Raw genomic sequence first — 15,705 nt, forward strand, 5'->3', positions numbered from 1 at the left:
GGGGCGTGCGCGACGAGAATTCCTTCAGCAGGTCCGATGTCCTGGCCGACTTCGCCGTGGACGGTGTGCTGGAGCTGTCCCCGGACCAGGCGTTCGCCGGCCTGCTCGAGAGCCTGAAGGACGTGCTCGACGTGCCGCACGCCCATCTTCTGCTCGCGCCCCCGGTGCTGGCGTGGTTCGGTCAGCCGGCCGGCAATCCCGCCGACACGACCGGTGACGCCGGTCCGCCGGCACCGACCCTGCTGTGCCGGCAGGTCATCGTCCGGGGACGTGCGATCGAATTCTCCGACCTGTGGTCGGCGACCGACCGCGCCGCGAGATCGTTCATGGCCGCCGCACCGGATCTGCGGTTCTACTTCGGCGTTCCGCTGCAGTCGGATTCCGGCAGCACGTTGGGTGCGCTGTGCGTCATGGGACCGGAGTCACGAGCCCTGGATGAGCGCGCGCGCGCGTTGCTGCACGGTGCGGCCCGTCAGGCGTCGATCCAGCTGGAGTTGAGGCGCGCACTGGAAAGCGCACGGCGCGCGGACCGCTATCGTGCGCGACTCAACCTGCTGGCCACGCAGGATTTCAGCGAACCGTTGTCGCGGATCGTCACGGTGCTCGGTGCCCTGCGGCAGTCGCTGAGCGCGCAGGAGGATCTGGAGTTGCTTGAGCTCGCGCAGGCGGCCACGGATACGCTGTCCGACGATCTTCGTCGCGTCTTCGATGCGACCGAGTTGAGTGCCGACCGGGACTCTCCGGCCAGGCATGCGATCGAACTTGCCGACGTACTGACCGATCTCGGTTACGAATGGGCGCACCGCGCATCGCTCCACGGCGCGGCGCTGATCATCGAATCCACCACGCTCAGGATCGATACCAACCGGGACCTGCTGGCGCGGGCGCTGGGCAATCTGGTCAACGGTGCGCTGGAGCGCAAGGCCACGACGGTGAGGGTCCAGGTCCGCCGTACGCCGGAGGCGGTGCTGGTCGGCGTCCAGGCCCGTGGCGGCGGCGCGCGCAGCGGCATGTCGGAAGCCGATCGCGTCGATGTCGCGCACGACCTGGATGCGCTCGATCCGTCCACGTTCCTGGGCCTGAGCGTCACCATCGCCAAACGCTGTTGCGATGTGCTCGGCTATCGCCTGGATGTCGCCACCGCACTGGATGTCGGCAGCGACTACACCGTGCACATCCCCGCTTCGGTCCTGAGCCGATGAGGGGGGAGGCCGTCGCGGCGTTCGGCACGGCAGGTGCGCGGTCGCGCGCGCGGCCAGCGCCTCTGCGGCGCAGCATCGGTGCTGCGCCGCAGAGGCGATCGATCAGAACGTGTAGGTGAACGTCATCGTGCCGCTGCGCGGGCGGCCCCAGGCGCCGTAGCCGCCGTTGAACTGGCTGTGGTAGCGCTCGTCGAGCAGGTTGTCGAGATTGAGCTGCACGGTGAACTGCGGTGCCATGCGGTAGCGGGCGAACAGGCTGACCAAAGCGTACGGATCCTGCTCGAAGCGGCCGTAGGCGGCATCGTCGTAGTAGGTGCGGTTCTGCCAGTTGACGCCACCGCCGACGGTCAGGGCGCTCCATGCGCCCTGGGGGGTGTAGCCGGTGAACAGGCGGATCGTGGTGCGGGGCAGCTGCGTGTTGATCGAGGCGCCGTCGGCATCGCGCGCGGTGTAGTGCGCCGCGCCGAAGGTGGCGTTCCAGCCGGGCGAGAGATCACCGTTGAGCTCGAACTCGAAGCCTTCGCTGACCGTGCCGCGCGCGGCGACGAAGATGTTCTCGTTGGTGCCGGGCAGCAGCTCGCCGGTATCCTGCGCCACGTTGTCCTGCTCGATGCGGAACACGGTCAGCGAGGCGTCGAGGCGGTCGTCGAGCCAGGCCGATTTCACGCCGATTTCGTAGCTCTTGCCCAGCACGGGATCGAGATACGCGCCATCGGCGCCGCGGTAGTTCTGCGGCTGGAAGATGTCGGTGTAGCTGGCGTACGCCGACCAGGTGTCGTCGAAGTCGTAGACGAGCCCCGCGTAGGGCGTGGTCTCGCTGTGCTCGCGCGAGGTGTAGCGGAAACCGCCGCTGCCGTCGGCATCGCGGTGGTCGTTCTCCCAGCGGGTGTGGCGCGCGCCGAGGATCAACGTCAGCGGGTCGGTCAACGACAGGCGCGTGGCCGCGTAGGCGGCGCGCTGGGTGGTGGTGCCGCTGCTCTGCTCGTCCAGCGGGAGCCAGTCGGGCTCGGGCCACTGGCCGGTCCAGTCGAAGTAGGTCGGCATCGGCCCGGGGAAATCGAAGGCGCCGTTGTTGACGTACTCGCGGCGGTTGTAGCTGCCGCCGGCGACCAGCTGGTGCTCGCGTCCGAATGCCCGGAATGGGCCTTCGACGTAGGCGTCGGCGCCATCGACCTCGCGCTCGGTGTCGTAGTTGCCGGAATACGGGACCACGCCGCCGCCGGTGTCGGGATCGAAGCCGTAGATCGTGTAGAACGGATAGAACAGCTTGTTGTCGGCCTTGGTGGTGTCGCGGGTGGCGTTGAGGCGCAGATTCCAGTCGTTGCCGAAGGCGTGGTCGAGGCTGACGAAGGCGCGCTCGACCGTGGTGTCCCAGTAGGTCCAGTCCGCGGCCGGGTTGAACGACACCGGGTAATCGGTGCGGCTGCCGTCGCTGAACCACAACGGGAAACCGCCCCAGGTCACGCCGTCGGATTCCTTCTTCTGGTGGTCGTAACCGATGCCGAGCAGGGTGTTCTCGCCGAGATCGGCGTCGATGACCGCATAGCCCAGCGTGCGGCGCTGCTCGTAGCGCTCCATGTGCGATTCGGTGTCCTGATAGCTGCCGACCACGCGGGCGCGCACGCTGCCGCTGGCATTGAGCGGCGCGGTGGCGTCGACGGTGGTGCGCACGTCGCTCCAGCGGCCCAGGCTCAGCGCGACGGTGCCGGTGGGCTCGCGGCTGTCGGCGCGCTTGCGCACCAGGTTCACCGAGGCCGACGGATTGCCGGCGCCGGTCAGCAGGCCGGTCGCGCCGCGGACCACTTCCACGCGCTCGTACAGCGCCAGGTCCAGGGCGGCGTCGCCGTAGCTCCAGGCCTGTTCCAGCGTGGTGGGGATGCCGTCGAACTGGAAGTTGTCGATGTAGAAGCCGCGTGCGTAGAACTCGTGGCGTTCGCTGTCGCTGCGGGTGCCGGCGACGCCGGTGACGTTGTTGAGCACGTCGGAGATGGTCTGCAGGTGCTGGTCGTCGAGACGTTCGCGGGTGATCACGCTGACCGATTGCGGGATCTGCCGCGGGGTCAGGTCCATGCGGGTGCCGGCGCGGAGGCGCTCGATGCCGTAACCGGCAGTCCGCTCGCCCCGGACATCGAGCCGGTCGAGGGTGGTGACGGCGCGCGCGGCGTCGGGCACGTCGGGTTGCTGGGCCCAGGCCGGTGCGACGGCGGCGGCGCAGAGCACGGCCAGCAGGGTGGGACGCATGCGGCGTCGGGCGGATGCGGGCGGCGTGGGGGTGGCGCGGGTCATCGCAAACTCCAGTCGAAAAAGCGGACGCAGCCACGCCTCGCGCGTCGATCCGTAAGGACGACGGGAGGGCGGTGGGGCTGGCGTCGACGGGGCTTGCGCGGCGCGGGACGCGCATGGGCGTCCGGGCGGGGCGAAGCGTTCGGGCTGGCGAATGCTGCGGAAGGGGCCGAGCGCGCATATTTTTCAATGTGCCCCGACGAATGTCGAGCCCTGCGCATCGCGGCGCGGGTGGCGTAGCGGGTCCTGCGGAGGCTGCCGGTATGCTGTGGGCCGGATCCGCAGGAGAGATCGGGCATGACGAGGGCAGAGGATGTCGTCGCGTTCTGGCGCGAGGCCGGCTATGCGAAGTGGTTCAACGGCGGCGACGCATTCGATCACGAGTGCGCACAACGCCTGCTCGACGATCATCTCGCCGCCGCGCGGCGCGAGCGCGAGGCCTGGCTGGAAACGCCGGACGGAGTGCTGGCGGTGCTGATCCTGCTCGACCAGATTCCGCGCAACGTGTTCCGCGGCAGCGGGCACGCCTTCGCCACCGACGGCCTGGCCCTGCACTACGCCCGGCGCGCGGTGGCGGACGGTCTGGACGTGCAGGTCGATGCGGCGCTGCGGGCATTCGTCTATCTGCCGTTCGAGCATTCGGAGGCGCTGGACGATCAGCACGAGTCGGTACGCCTGTTCCGCACGCTGGGCGACGCGAACTACGATCGATACGCGCAGGCGCATCTCGAGGTGATCGAGCGCTTCGGGCGTTTTCCGCACCGCAATCGCGCCCTGGGGCGGGTCAGCACCGACGAGGAGCAGGCCTGGCTGGATGCCGGCGGCGGGTTCTGAGTGCGCTTGCCCTGCCAGAGGCGCGGGGTCTGTTCCGAGGTGGGTAGTCGGCTGCGACGGAGGTTGTGAGAGACCCCTTGCTTCGCTTCGCAGCGCGGCGATCTGAGGGGCCCGTCGGAACCGGCAGCCTCCTCGCGCGAATGTCCCCCGGCCACCGCCATGCGGCGGTGGCCTCCTCCTTGATTTCGCCGAGAAGGCCGCCGGTTCCGACGGGGTTCGGCTTGCGGAGCGTGGGGAGCAGCCGCCGATACGTCCCGTCTTTCGTGCTTTCCCAGGCCTCTTGGGGCCGTGAGGCAAGGCCAGGCAGCGGATGACTGATCCGCCCGATATCCCGACGTGCTCCGATGCGTCGGAACGAGTGGGGCTCGCGGCATCAAGGCTGCGGGGAAAAGCAGGAGCCGCCGCGTCGGCGAATGACCGATGCGGCGGCTCCGTTGTCCGAGCTCACGTAGTTGCCACCCGCATCCAGTGGCGCTCGTAGCACGTCGTCCGCGATTCGTGGGCGCGCAGGACCTCAGTAACGCGGGATCGACGCGTCCACGGTCTCCGACCATGCGTCGATGCCGCCTTCGACGTTGTAGACCTGGGTGAAGCCCAGCGCGTGGAAATGCTCGGCCGCCTGCTGGCTGCGACCGCCGCTGTGGCACAGGAAGGCCAGGGCGGTGTCCTTGGGCAGCGCCTCGAGACGCGCGCGATTGCCTTCGTCGAGGGTTTCGAACGCCACGCCGACCGAGGCGACGGCGCGCTCGTCGGCAGGGCGCACATCGACCAGGGTCAGGCTGCCGGCACGGACCCGGGCGTCGGCTTCGGCGGGAACCAGCGGCAACACCGGCTTGGGCGCATTCGGGTTGTCGATCACCAGGCCCTTGCCGCGCACATCGTCCACCCAGTCGATGGTGATGCCGTCGGCGCGGCGCGCGCTGGCGGCGTCGAACTGGATGCGGATGCCCTCGCTTTCGACCGCGATGGCCTGGTCGCTGGCCTGGGCGATCTGGAAGCGCGGCTGGAAGCGACCGTCGATGGCCAGCGACAGTGCGGTGTCGCTTCCGGCGCCGTCGAGCGCCTCGCGCAGCATCTTCGCCGCCGCCGGGGTCACGGTGACGCCGGCCGGGGGAGTGCGGTCGACCGGCGGCAGCCCGAGCGCGGTGTTGAGATCGCCGCTGCTGGCCATCTCCTCGATGATGTCGCTGCCGCCGACCAGCTCGCCGTCGATGTAGAGCTGCGGAATCGTCGGCCAGTTGCCGAAGGCCTTGATGCCCTCGCGGATCTCGGGATCGGCCAGCACGTTGACGTGGGCGTACTCGACGCCGAGGTCGCCGAGGATGCCGGCCGCCTTGGCCGAGAAGCCGCACTGCGGCATCGAGGGCTGGCCCTTCATGAACAGCACGACACGGTTGCCGGTGAGCAGCGTTTCGATGCGTTCGCGGACGTCGGGGGGCAGGGACATGGCGGCGACTCGGCAATTCGGGGAATCGGGCATTTTACCCGCGTGGCATCATGCGGGCATGAGCGCCCCGGAAACACAGCGGCCCCACCGGCGCGATACCGCGACGGGCGTCTCGGCGCCCGGTCCGGTGCGCGACGCGCGGGCGCCGATCGATGCGGCGCCGGTCGCGGGCGATGGCGACGACCCGGATCGGGCATTCGCCGCATCCGCGCAGTCGGCGGCGGCCATCGCGGCGCCGACCGCCGGCCTGACCCGCGTGCCGCGCTGGCCGTACGCGTGGGCGGTGTGGATCCCGCTGTCGCAGTTTGCGGTGCTGGGTCTCTGGCTGGCCTGGGACTGGCGTGTCGGGCTGGCCGCGTTGCTGGCGTCGCATGCGTCGATCCTGGTGCCGGTGTTCCTGCCGCGTGCGCGCGTTTACGCGCCGGTACTGGCACGGCTGCCCACCGCGGCGCGCGAGGTGTGGCTGACGATCGACGACGGCCCGTCCGACGACACCTGCGCGATGCTCGATCTGCTCGACCGGCACGCGGCGAAGGCGACGTTCTTCCTGGTCGGCGCGCGCGCGCAGGCGCGGCCCGATCTGGTGCGCGAGATCGTGCGTCGCGGCCACGGGATCGGCAACCACAGCCACACCCATCCCCAGGCCTGGTTCTGGGCGCTGGGGCCGCGGCGGATGCGCGCGGAAATCGAGATGGCACAGACGGTGCTGACCGGATTGGCCGGCCGGGCGCCGCGCTGGTTTCGTTCCGTGGTGGGCATGACCAACCCGTTCGTGGCCGCACCCCTGCGCACGCACGGACTGACCCGGGTGGCCTGGAGCGCGCGCGGTTTCGATGCGGTGCGCGCCGATCCGCAAGGCCTGGTGGCCGCGGTCGAGCGTGATCTCGCGCCGGGAGCGATCGTGTTGCTGCACGAGGGGGCCCGGCACGGACGCAATGTGGCGATGATCGCCGCCCTGCTCGCGCGGCTGGACGCGCTGGGTTATCGCAGCGTGCTGCCGGACGCGGATGCGCCCGACGTGTCGGCCGACGAGCGGGCGGGCCCGCCGGGCGAGGGGACCGCAGCGCCGGCGGCGGAAGCGCGCGCCGCACGATAGGTCTGGACCCCGCGCCGCGGCTCGGGCGCGCGGGAAGGCGCTCGCTCAGGACGTACGGCGGCGGGCGGCCTTCTTGCCGGCGGCGGTCTTCTTCGTGGCGGTGGCGGACGTGCGCGTGCCGGCTGCGGTGCTGCGGGCGTCGGCGGTGCCCGATGCGGACGCATGCCTGGCGGTCCGCTTGCCGGCCCCCTGCTTTTTGCTCGCGCGTTTCGTGGCCGGCGTGGTCTTCGTGCGGGCGGTGTTCTTCGTGGCCCGCTTTTTCGTCGCGGTGTCGGCCATCGTCCGGCCGGTCCCGCGACTGCGGGCGCGCGATGCCGGCGCCGGATCCGGGCGTGCGGCGGTGCCGGCCGCGTCCGGCGCCCGCGGCAGGCCGCCGGGGACCAGACCGGCCAGCGTATCCGGCCAGGCCAGGATGTCCTGCCAGGCCTGGCCGAACAGGGCCTGCGGCTCGACACCGGCGTCGGCCCCCGCGCTATCGCCGAGGGCTTCGACGGTGGCCTGCTGCCAGTCCGCCAGTGCCTGCTGGAAACCGGTGGCGAAGGTCATCTGGTTGCCCAGCGCCGTCTGCGCAGCGGCCTGCAGGTCGCCCACGCCGTGTGCGGCCAGACGTTGCAGCGCCTGGCCCGGCAGCAGCGCCAGCGTCTGCCAGTCGCCCCGGCGCACGGCATCGAGGTCGGGGCCGCCGGCGGCGGCGCCTTGCTGCAGTTCGCGCGCCATCAGCGTGGTCCACTGGTTGCGGTTCTCCTCCAGCAATTCGCCGATGCGCAGCCAGAGATCGAGGTTGGCCTTGTAGAGGGACAGGGGCAGGGTGGGCGTCTTCATCGCGGATCCTCGGGTGGGGTCGGAAGCGGTGGCGGCCGGCGGGTGCCGGCGTCGGCGGCCCAGACATCGCGTGTGGCGCAGGGCCCGGTGTCGAACGTGTCGAGAACGCAGGTCGAAGGTGACATGCGGCTGTGACCGTAGTCTGCACCCGCCGCGTCAAGGGCGCGCAAGTGCCGCCGACGATTCGATGGTTCCCACTGAAACGTTTGCGGGCGCGAAGGCGCCTTTGGGTGTGGCCGCGCCGGGGCGCGCGATCGCCCTGCGCGCCGGCCCGCCGCGTCGGGGTGGGCGCCGTAACCGGTTCGTAACCGCGCCGCGACTGACGACGTGACCGCGATCGCCGACGCTGGACAGCCCGAAGCCGTGGTGTGCGTCGATGTCGCTGGATGTGGAGGATCTGACCAAACGCTACGGCGATCGCGCAGTGGTGCGCGACGTGTCCTTCCGCGTCGAGGCCGGCGAGCTGGTGGTGTTGCTGGGGCCCAGCGGCAGCGGCAAGAGCACGGTGCTGCGCATCGTCGCCGGCCTGACCGCGCACGACGCGGGACGGGTGCGGATCGGCGGCAAGGACGTGACCGAACTTTCGCCGCAGGCGCGCGATCTCGGTTTCGTATTCCAGAACTATGCACTGTTCGAACATCTGTCGGTCGCCGACAACGTCGAGTTCGCGCTGCGCGTGCGCGGCGTGGACCGCGCGGCGCGTCAGGCGCGCCGCGAGGAACTGCTGGAACTGGTCGGCCTGGGCGGCAGCGCGCGCAAGTTCCCCTCGCAACTGTCCGGCGGCCAGCGCCAGCGCACCGCGCTGGCGAGAGCACTCGCCCACAGCCCGCGCCTGCTGCTGCTCGACGAACCCTTCGGCGCGCTCGATGCACGCATCCGCCAGGAGTTGCGGCAGGGCCTGCGGACCCTGCTCAAGCGCATCGGCACCACCGCGATCTTCGTCACTCACGATCAGGAGGAAGCGTTCGCGGTCGCCGACCGGATCATGGTGCTGCACCGGGGGCGGTTGCTCGAATCGGGCACGCCGCAGCAGCTCTATCGCGAGCCGCGCACCGAATTCGTCGCCAGCTTCGTGGGCCGCGCCAACCTGCTGCCCGGTGAACTGACCGACGCCGGCGCCCGCATCCGGCTGGTGCCGGGGCCGGTGGAACCGGATGCGATTCCGCAACGGGTGAAGGTCTTGCTGCGTCCGGAGAAACTGCGCCTGTTGCGCGCAAACAGCCCGGTCGCCACCGACCCGGACCTGTTCTCGCATCCGGCCAGCGTCGAGCGGATCGAGTATCTCGGCGCCAGCGAGCGTGTGTATCTGTCGCTGCAGGTGGGCGAGGCCGACCACGGCCGTCGTTTCCTGCTCGAAGCGCTGCGGACCACCGAAAGCGCGCAACTGCTGCCGCTGGCCGTCGGCGACGCGGTGACCCTGTTCGCCGACCAGATGCACGGCGTGCCGCAACCCGACCTGCGGGTGCTGGTGGTGGCGCCCGACGATGCCGACGGCCAGGCCCTGGTCGAGTCGGCGCTGGCGTGGGGCGAGCGCACCCATGCGCTGGTGACGGTGCTGGGCGGCGCGGTGCGCGCCCCCGCGCTGCACGGCCGGCTGGAGCGCTACCGGCAGGCCTTCGCCGGCGATCTGCGGGTGATCGACCCCAGTCAGCACGAATCCGACCCCTGGCGTGCGGCGCAGGCGCACCTGGCCGGCGAGGCCTACGATCTGGTGATGCTACCGGCCAGCCTGCGGCAGCCGGACCGGCTGATCGCGTTCCTGACCGCCTCCGGCGCGCAGCAGGTGCTGCTGGCCGACCGCGCCGGCGATCCGCTCGCGGCGACGGCGACCGGGCGCTGGACGGTCCTGCTGCGCACGTTCTCGAGCGGTCAGCCCGACCTGCAGCTGCTGGCGGAAATCGCCGGCACCAGCGGCGCCGATCTCGAAGTCCGCGACCTGCACGGCAGCGTGGGCGCACCGGTCGCCGCCGCGGTGGACGCGTCGGGCTGGCGCGATGCATTGGCCCGGCGCAGCGTGGCCTGGACCGAAGCGCGTGCCGAGCCCGACGAGCGGGACGCGCTGCCGCTCGATCCGCAGGCGCCCGTGGTCGCGCTCGACCTCGGCCCGCGCGCCGCGCTCGGCGCACGTCAGCAGCAGCGGCTGCGCGCGCTGGACGGACGCTGGGCGCTGCTGATGGTGCAACCCGACGAAGCCGACCTGGCGCTGGTCCCCAGTGCCGGGTTCGCCCGTCCGGCGCAGGCGCAGCCCGCATCCGATCCGACCGAATGAATTCCTTCCCGCACGCCGTCGACCGCCCGGTCGCCAGGAGCCCGCTGATGTCCGTCCCCCGTGTCCGTGCCGCATCCCGTCTCGCCCTGTTGCTGGTCCCGTTGCTCGCCCTGGCCGCCTGCGGCGGTTCGCAGGAGGGGGGCGGCCCGGGCGGCACGACCCTGCTCAACGTCTCCTACGATCCCACCCGCGAGTTCTACGGCGAATACAACGCCGCATTCTCGGACGCGCACGACACGCCGGTGCGGGTGCGGATGTCGCACGGTGGCTCCGGCAAGCAGGCGCGCTCGGTCATCGACGGCATCGAGGCCGACGTGGTCACCCTCGCCCTGGCCGGCGACATCGACGAGATCGCCCGCCACGGCCTGATCGATCCGGGCTGGCAGAGCGAACTGCCGCACAACAGCGCGCCGTACACCTCGACCATCGTGTTCTTGGTCCGCCGCGGCAACCCGAAGAACATCCAGGACTGGCCGGATCTCGCCCAGGACGGCGTGGCCGTGGTCACCCCGAACCCGAAGACCTCCGGCGGCGCGCGCTGGAACTATCTGGCGGCATGGGGCGCGGTGGTGCGCGCCGGCGGCAGCGAGGCCGACGCCGAGGCCTACCTGACCCGGTTGTTCCGCTCGGTGCCGGTGCTCGATACCGGTGCGCGCGGCGCCACCAACAGTTTCGTGCAGCGGCGTATCGGCGACGTGCTGCTGGCCTGGGAGAACGAGGCCTTGCTGATGCTGCAGGAGTTCGGCGCCGACCAGTTCGAGATCGTGCATCCGCCGGTGAGCATCCTCGCCGAACCCAGCGTGGCGGTGGTGGACCGGGTCGCGCGTGCGCGCGGCACCGAGGCGCTGGCGACCGAGTACCTGCGGTGGCTGTACTCGCCCGAGGGCCAGCGCCTGGCGGCCAAGCATCACTTCCGTCCCCGCGACGAAGCCATCCTGGCCGAGCACGCCGACGAGTTCCCGGCGCTCGACCTGTTCACCATCGACGAGCAGTTCGGCGGCTGGGAGCGCGCGCAGAACGAGCATTTCGCCGACGGCGGCGTGTTCGACCGCATCTTCGCCTCCCGCGGTCGCTGAGCGCGCCGATCCCATGAGCGCGACCCCCGTCCACGTGACGCCACCGCCCGCCCGCGCCGTACCGGCGCGGGTGCGTGCACGTCCGGTGCATCCCGGCTTCCGGTTGACGCTGGGCATCACCCTGGCCTGGCTGGGGTTGATCGTATTGCTGCCCATCGCGGCCGCCTTCCTGAAGCTCACCGACCTGAGCCCGGCGCAGATCTGGAGCATCGCCACCAGCGACCGCGCCCTGGCGGCCTACCGGCTCAGCTTCGGCCTGTCGCTGGCGGCGGCGCTGATCAACCTGGTCTTCGGCGTGCTGACCGCGTGGGTGCTGGTGCGCTACCGCTTTCCGGGGCGGCGCATCCTCGATGCGATGGTCGATCTGCCGTTCGCACTGCCGACCGCAGTGGCCGGCATCGCGCTGGCGTCGCTGTACGCCAGCCACGGCTGGCTGGGCCGGCCGCTGGCGATGCTGGGCATCGACATCGCCTTCCAGCCCGCCGGCATCCTGGTCGCACTGGTGTTCGTGGGCCTGCCGTTCGTGGTGCGCACGGTGCAGCCGGCGCTGCAGGAGCTCGATGCATCGCTGGAGGAGGCCGCCGCCTCGCTCGGTGCCAGCCGCGCGCAGAGCCTGCTGTTCGTGGTCGCCCGGCAGGTGGCGCCGGCGGCGCTGACCGGGCTGGCGCTGGCGTTCTCGCGCGCGGTCGGCGAGTACGGTTCGGTGATCTTCATCGCCGGCAATATTCCCTACGTGTCGGAGATCGCGCCGTTGCTGATCGTGGTGCAGCTCGAGCAATACGACTACGCCGCCGCCGCGGTGCTGGCGGTGGCGATGTTGTTGATCTCGTTCGCGATGCTGCTGGTGATCAACCTGCTGCAGCGCTGGAGCCACAGCCGGCCCGGCGCGGGGGCGCCCTGATGGCCGCCGTCGACGTCTATCCGCCCGCGCAGCGCGATCCGCCGTGGCTGCGGCGGTTGCTGATCGGCGCGGTGCTGCTGTTCCTGGCGATCTTTCTCGGCCTGCCGCTGGCGGTGGTCTTCAGCCAGGCCTTCGCCGGCGGCTGGCAGACCTTCGTCGCCGCGCTGAGCGACCCCGACGCGCAGGCCGCGATCCGCCTGACGCTGCTGGTGGCGGCGATCGCGGTGCCGCTCAACGTGGCGTTCGGCCTGGCCGCTGCGTGGGCGCTCACCCGGTTCCGGTTCCGGGGCAAGAGCATCCTGGTGAGCCTGATCGACCTGCCGTTCTCGGTGTCGCCGGTGGTCGCCGGTCTGGTGCTGGTGCTGCTGTTCGGCAGCCAGGGCCTGTTCGCGCCGGTGTTGGGCGTGCTGGGCTGGCAGATCGTGTTCGCGGTGCCGGGCATCGTGCTGGCGACGCTGTTCGTCACCTTCCCGTTCGTCGCGCGCGAGCTGATCGCCTACATGCAGGAACAGTCCACCGATCCGGAGCTCGCGGCCTACACCTTGGGCGCCGGCGGCTGGCGCACGTTCTGGCACGTGACCCTGCCGGCGGTGCGTTGGAGCCTGCTGTACGGCATCCTGCTGTGCAATGCGCGCGCGATGGGCGAGTTCGGTGCGGTCTCGGTGGTGTCCGGCCACATCCGCGGCGTGACCAATACGGTGCCGCTGCACGTGGAGATCCTCTACAACGAATATCAGTTCACCGCCGCGTTCGCGGTCGCCTCGCTGCTGGCCGCGCTCGGCCTGGTGACGCTGCTGGCCAAGACCTGGATCGAGCACGCCGCACAGCGGCAGCGGAGCACGGGCTGATGGCCGGGCCGCGTCGCCTGTCGCGGTTGCTGGTGTTGAGCCATCTCGGGCTGGCGCTGACGCTGGTGGTGCTGCTGCTGGCGACCGGTGCCGAGATCCTGCGTGCCTCGCTGCAGGATCGCGCCAACGCCCAGGCCACGCGTGCGGCCACCGACGGCCTGTCGCGCCTGGATGCCCAGCGTCGCGACCTGTACAGCCTCGCCGGCCTGCTCGGTGAGCGGCCGACGCTGCACGGCTACCTGCGACGCGGCCAGGCGCGCGATGCGGCGGGCTTCGTGGAGACCTTCCGCGCGACCGCACGGGTCGATGCCATCGCGGTGTATCGCCGCGGCGAGCTGTTCGTCGCGGTGGGCCCGCAACCGCCCGACAGCACCCGCACCGGGATCCAGCAGGATGCCGACGGCGTCCTGTGGCTGGTGGCGTCGGTCGATGCCGCCGATGCGCCCATGGTCGCCCGGGTGCTGATCGCGCGCCGGATCGACGACCAGATGTTGCCGGCGGACCACGATGCGCGTCTGCACCTGCTCAGCGCCGCCGACATCGCGGCCCTGCCCGCCGCCACCGAAGCCGAAACGACGGTCCGCAACGCGTACCGGCATGCCTGGCTGAGCGGACGTGCCGAGACGCTCGGTCCGTTCGGCGGCGATGCGGTGGTGCGGATCGAGCCGGTGCGGCTGGAAGGCCGTGCCGACATCGATGCCCTCCTGGTGGCCGCGGTGCCGCGCGACCTGCTGCGCCAGGATGCGCTGCGCTGGCTGCTGGCGTTCGCGCTGGGCAGCCTGATCGTGGCCGTGGTCGCCGCCGGCATCGCCATCTGGCTGGCGCGACGGTTCGCGCGGCCGTTCGACCGCATCGCCGAAAGCGCCCGGCGCCTGGGCGTCGGCGACCTGGAAACGCCGGTGGAACTGCCGGACACCGAACTCGCCGAACCGCTCGCGCTCGCCCACAGCATGGAAAGCATGCGCCGCCAGCTGCGCGCGGCCGCCACCCAGGAGCGGCGCCAGCGCCGCGAACTCGATGCCGTGCTCGAAGGCGTGGGCGATGCGGTGGTGGCGGTGGATGCCGACGAGGTGATCCGTTACGCCAACCGCCAGTTCCTGGCGCTGCTGGGCACCCGCGAGGGCGAGGTGATCGGCCAGCGGTTCGATGCGGTGCTCAAGCCCGTGGACGAGGCCGATGCGCCTTCGCCGTTGCGCGCCGCGCGCAGCGGCGGGCTGGCGCAGGCGGCCGGTCGCTACCGCGTGCGCGGCGGGGCGCGGGATCTGGTGGTGCGTGCCGCGGCGCCGATCGGCGAGCGTCAGGTCGCGATCCTGCGCGAGGAAACCCCGGAGGAAGCCGCACGGGCGATGCGCGATGCGATCCTCGCCAACCTCTCGCACGAGTTCCAGACGCCGCTGTCGGCGCAGATCGCCGCCATCGAGCTGCTGCGAGATCATCTGCGCGACGGTGCCGATCCGGTGGCCGCGCAACTGGTCGCCGCGCAGTATCGGGGCGCATTGCGGTTGTCGCAGCTGGTCGACAACCTGCTCGACAGCCTGCGCCTGGAAGCCGGCGAGATGCGCCTGCGCGACGAGGAGGTGGACCTGGTCGCCGTGGTCGAGGACGCGCAGGCGCTCATGCGTCCGTTGCTGGAGCAGCGCGGGCAGCGGGTCAACGCGCGCCTGCCGCGCAGCGAACAGCGCCTGCGCGGCGACGGGCAGCGCCTGTCGCAGGTGGCGGTCAACCTGCTCGCCAACGCCAACAAGTTCGCACCCGACGACAGCACGATCTGGATCGAACTGATCTGGGGCGACGCGACGGTGTCGTTGTGGATCGAGGACGAGGGCCCGGGCCTGCCCGGACCGGAGGCGCACGCCGACCTGTTCGCGCCGTTCCGGCGTTCGCCCGATGCCGAGCCCGGCCAGCGCGGCAGCGGCCTGGGCCTGGCGATCGTGCGCGCGCTGGTGGAACGGCACGGGGGCGAGGTGGTGGTGGCTGCGCCGCGGCACCGCCGGGGCGCGCGGTTCGGCGTGGTCCTGCCGCTCGACGGCGGCGGCGATGCCGGACGTGGAGAATAGGCGGTCCCGGCGGGTGGATGCGACGATGTTCTCTGCCACGTCGCCGCCTTCGCGTCCCTTTTCCGCTGCCGAGCCATCGCCATGCGCATCCTGATCGTCGACGACGACGTCGAGCTCTCCGGCCTGCTGCGGTTCGCGCTGGCGAACGCGGGCTACGAGGCGATCGCCGCCTTCGACGGGCACCAGGCGCTGCGGATGATCGAGGCGCAGGCGCCGGACCTCGTGGTGCTCGACGTCAACCTGCCGGGCCTGGACGGCTTCGCGGTGCTGGAGACGTTGCGTCGCACCCGCGACCTGCCGGTGATGATGCTCACGGTGCGGGCCGACGAGGAGGACGAAGTGCGTGGCCTGGACCTCGGCGCCGACGATTACCTGCGCAAGCCGTTCAGTCCGCGCGCCTTGCTGGCCCGGGTGCGCGCGCTGCTGCGCCGCGGCGGCGAGGGCGAGGAACCGGTGCTGGCCGCAGGCCCGCTGCGCATCGACGCCGAGCGCAGCCAGGCCCAGGTGGGTGACGGCGCGCCGGTCCGCCTGTCGACGCTGGAGTTGCGCCTGCTCCGGCTGTTGCTGGGCCACCAGGGCCGGCCGGTGGATGCGCAACGGGTGATCGGCTTCGTCTGGTCCGACCGCGACGCCGCCGACCGCGACGCGCTCAAGCAGCTGGTGCACCGGCTGCGGCACAAGCTGGAGCAGATCGGTGGACAGGGGGCATGGATCGAGCACGTCCACAACGTCGGCTACGCGTTCGTACGCGATCCGGACGTCGGGGGCGCGGACGTGCCCGCTGTCGATACGCCCCCGGCCGCAGAGCGGCCGGACCGGTCCTGAGCGGGTTCCCCCCGCAGGTCGCGCCCGCTAATGTGGGAGGTTTCC

At 71.3% G+C, this 15,705-nt stretch carries 11 protein-coding genes and 1 pseudogene; 9 read left to right on the plus strand and 3 right to left on the minus strand.

What is annotated here, in order from left to right; genetic code table 11:
• Nucleotides 1-5 precede the first annotated feature (5 nt).
• Nucleotides 6-1,202 (plus strand): sensor histidine kinase, encoded by a 1,197-nt coding sequence (locus RG19_RS00430; RefSeq protein WP_058833541.1) that lies wholly within the window; start codon nt 6-8, stop codon nt 1,200-1,202.
• Nucleotides 1,203-1,304: 102 nt separating this feature from the next.
• On the opposite strand, the gene fhuE is transcribed toward RG19_RS00430, so the two are convergent.
• On the minus strand, nt 1,305-3,488 hold the full coding sequence (gene fhuE, locus RG19_RS00435; RefSeq protein WP_058833542.1) for a ferric-rhodotorulic acid/ferric-coprogen receptor FhuE: 2,184 nt from the start codon (nt 3,486-3,488) through the stop codon (nt 1,305-1,307).
• A gap of 294 nt (nt 3,489-3,782) precedes the next feature.
• Here fhuE and RG19_RS00440 point away from each other — a divergent pair, with 294 nt between their 5' ends.
• Nucleotides 3,783-4,319, plus strand: a complete 537-nt coding sequence (locus RG19_RS00440) for a DUF924 family protein (RefSeq protein ID WP_058833543.1) — start codon at nt 3,783-3,785, stop codon at nt 4,317-4,319.
• 514 nt (nt 4,320-4,833) lie between these two features.
• On the opposite strand, the gene grxD is transcribed toward RG19_RS00440, so the two are convergent.
• Nucleotides 4,834-5,766, minus strand: a complete 933-nt coding sequence (gene grxD, locus RG19_RS00445) for a Grx4 family monothiol glutaredoxin (RefSeq protein WP_058833544.1) — start codon at nt 5,764-5,766, stop codon at nt 4,834-4,836.
• A 226-nt stretch (nt 5,767-5,992) separates the two neighbouring features.
• On the opposite strand from grxD, the pseudogene RG19_RS18085 reads away from it, so the two are divergent.
• Nucleotides 5,993-6,769 (plus strand): annotated as a pseudogene (locus RG19_RS18085) (polysaccharide deacetylase family protein); the annotation flags it as partial.
• A gap of 138 nt (nt 6,770-6,907) precedes the next feature.
• Here RG19_RS18085 and RG19_RS00455 read toward each other — a convergent pair.
• Entirely contained in the window at nt 6,908-7,684 is a 777-nt protein-coding gene (locus RG19_RS00455) for a hypothetical protein (protein WP_058833545.1), read from the minus strand.
• A gap of 376 nt (nt 7,685-8,060) precedes the next feature.
• On the opposite strand from RG19_RS00455, the gene RG19_RS17865 reads away from it, so the two are divergent.
• The 6 genes from RG19_RS17865 (at nt 8,061) to RG19_RS00485 (ending at nt 15,660) form a co-directional block, all read left to right on the plus strand.
• Complete coding sequence (locus RG19_RS17865; RefSeq protein ID WP_058833546.1) at nt 8,061-9,953, plus strand: ABC transporter ATP-binding protein; 1,893 nt, start codon at nt 8,061-8,063, stop codon at nt 9,951-9,953.
• On the plus strand, nt 9,950-11,029 hold the full coding sequence (locus RG19_RS00465; protein ID WP_238376560.1) for a sulfate ABC transporter substrate-binding protein: 1,080 nt from the start codon (nt 9,950-9,952) through the stop codon (nt 11,027-11,029). Before RG19_RS17865 ends, RG19_RS00465 begins: the two co-directional genes overlap by 4 nt.
• Nucleotides 11,030-11,042: 13 nt before the next feature.
• Nucleotides 11,043-11,930, plus strand: coding sequence for a sulfate ABC transporter permease subunit CysT (cysT, locus tag RG19_RS00470; protein ID WP_082672383.1), 888 nt, complete (start codon nt 11,043-11,045; stop codon nt 11,928-11,930).
• Nucleotides 11,930-12,778 carry a sulfate ABC transporter permease subunit CysW gene (gene cysW, locus RG19_RS00475; RefSeq protein ID WP_058833547.1) on the plus strand — a complete coding sequence of 283 codons (849 nt, stop codon included), beginning with the start codon at nt 11,930-11,932 and terminating at the stop codon, nt 12,776-12,778. Before cysT ends, cysW begins: the two co-directional genes overlap by 1 nt.
• Nucleotides 12,778-14,835 (plus strand): sensor histidine kinase, encoded by a 2,058-nt coding sequence (locus RG19_RS00480; protein WP_058833548.1) that lies wholly within the window; start codon nt 12,778-12,780, stop codon nt 14,833-14,835. Before cysW ends, RG19_RS00480 begins: the two co-directional genes overlap by 1 nt.
• Nucleotides 14,836-14,916: 81 nt before the next feature.
• Complete coding sequence (locus tag RG19_RS00485; protein ID WP_058833549.1) at nt 14,917-15,660, plus strand: response regulator transcription factor; 744 nt, start codon at nt 14,917-14,919, stop codon at nt 15,658-15,660.
• Nucleotides 15,661-15,705 lie beyond the last annotated feature (45 nt).

The organism is Luteimonas abyssi (assembly GCF_001482195.1).
GTDB classification, from domain to species: domain Bacteria; phylum Pseudomonadota; class Gammaproteobacteria; order Xanthomonadales; family Xanthomonadaceae; genus Luteimonas; species Luteimonas abyssi.

Bases quoted from the DNA above. Each gene is read 5' to 3' on its own strand.
- grxD (WP_058833544.1), bottom strand. From the start codon at position 5,766: ATGTCCCTGCCCCCCGACGTCCGCGAACGCATCGAAACGCTGCTCACC.
- cysT (WP_082672383.1), top strand. From the start codon at position 11,043: ATGAGCGCGACCCCCGTCCACGTGACGCCACCGCCCGCCCGCGCCGTA.
- RG19_RS17865 (WP_058833546.1), top strand. From the start codon at position 8,061: ATGTCGCTGGATGTGGAGGATCTGACCAAACGCTACGGCGATCGCGCA.
- RG19_RS00485 (WP_058833549.1), top strand. From the start codon at position 14,917: ATGCGCATCCTGATCGTCGACGACGACGTCGAGCTCTCCGGCCTGCTG.
- RG19_RS00440 (WP_058833543.1), top strand. From the start codon at position 3,783: ATGACGAGGGCAGAGGATGTCGTCGCGTTCTGGCGCGAGGCCGGCTAT.
- RG19_RS00455 (WP_058833545.1), bottom strand. From the start codon at position 7,684: ATGAAGACGCCCACCCTGCCCCTGTCCCTCTACAAGGCCAACCTCGAT.
- RG19_RS00480 (WP_058833548.1), top strand. From the start codon at position 12,778: ATGGCCGGGCCGCGTCGCCTGTCGCGGTTGCTGGTGTTGAGCCATCTC.
- RG19_RS00465 (WP_238376560.1), top strand. From the start codon at position 9,950: ATGAATTCCTTCCCGCACGCCGTCGACCGCCCGGTCGCCAGGAGCCCG.
- fhuE (WP_058833542.1), bottom strand. From the start codon at position 3,488: ATGACCCGCGCCACCCCCACGCCGCCCGCATCCGCCCGACGCCGCATG.
- cysW (WP_058833547.1), top strand. From the start codon at position 11,930: ATGGCCGCCGTCGACGTCTATCCGCCCGCGCAGCGCGATCCGCCGTGG.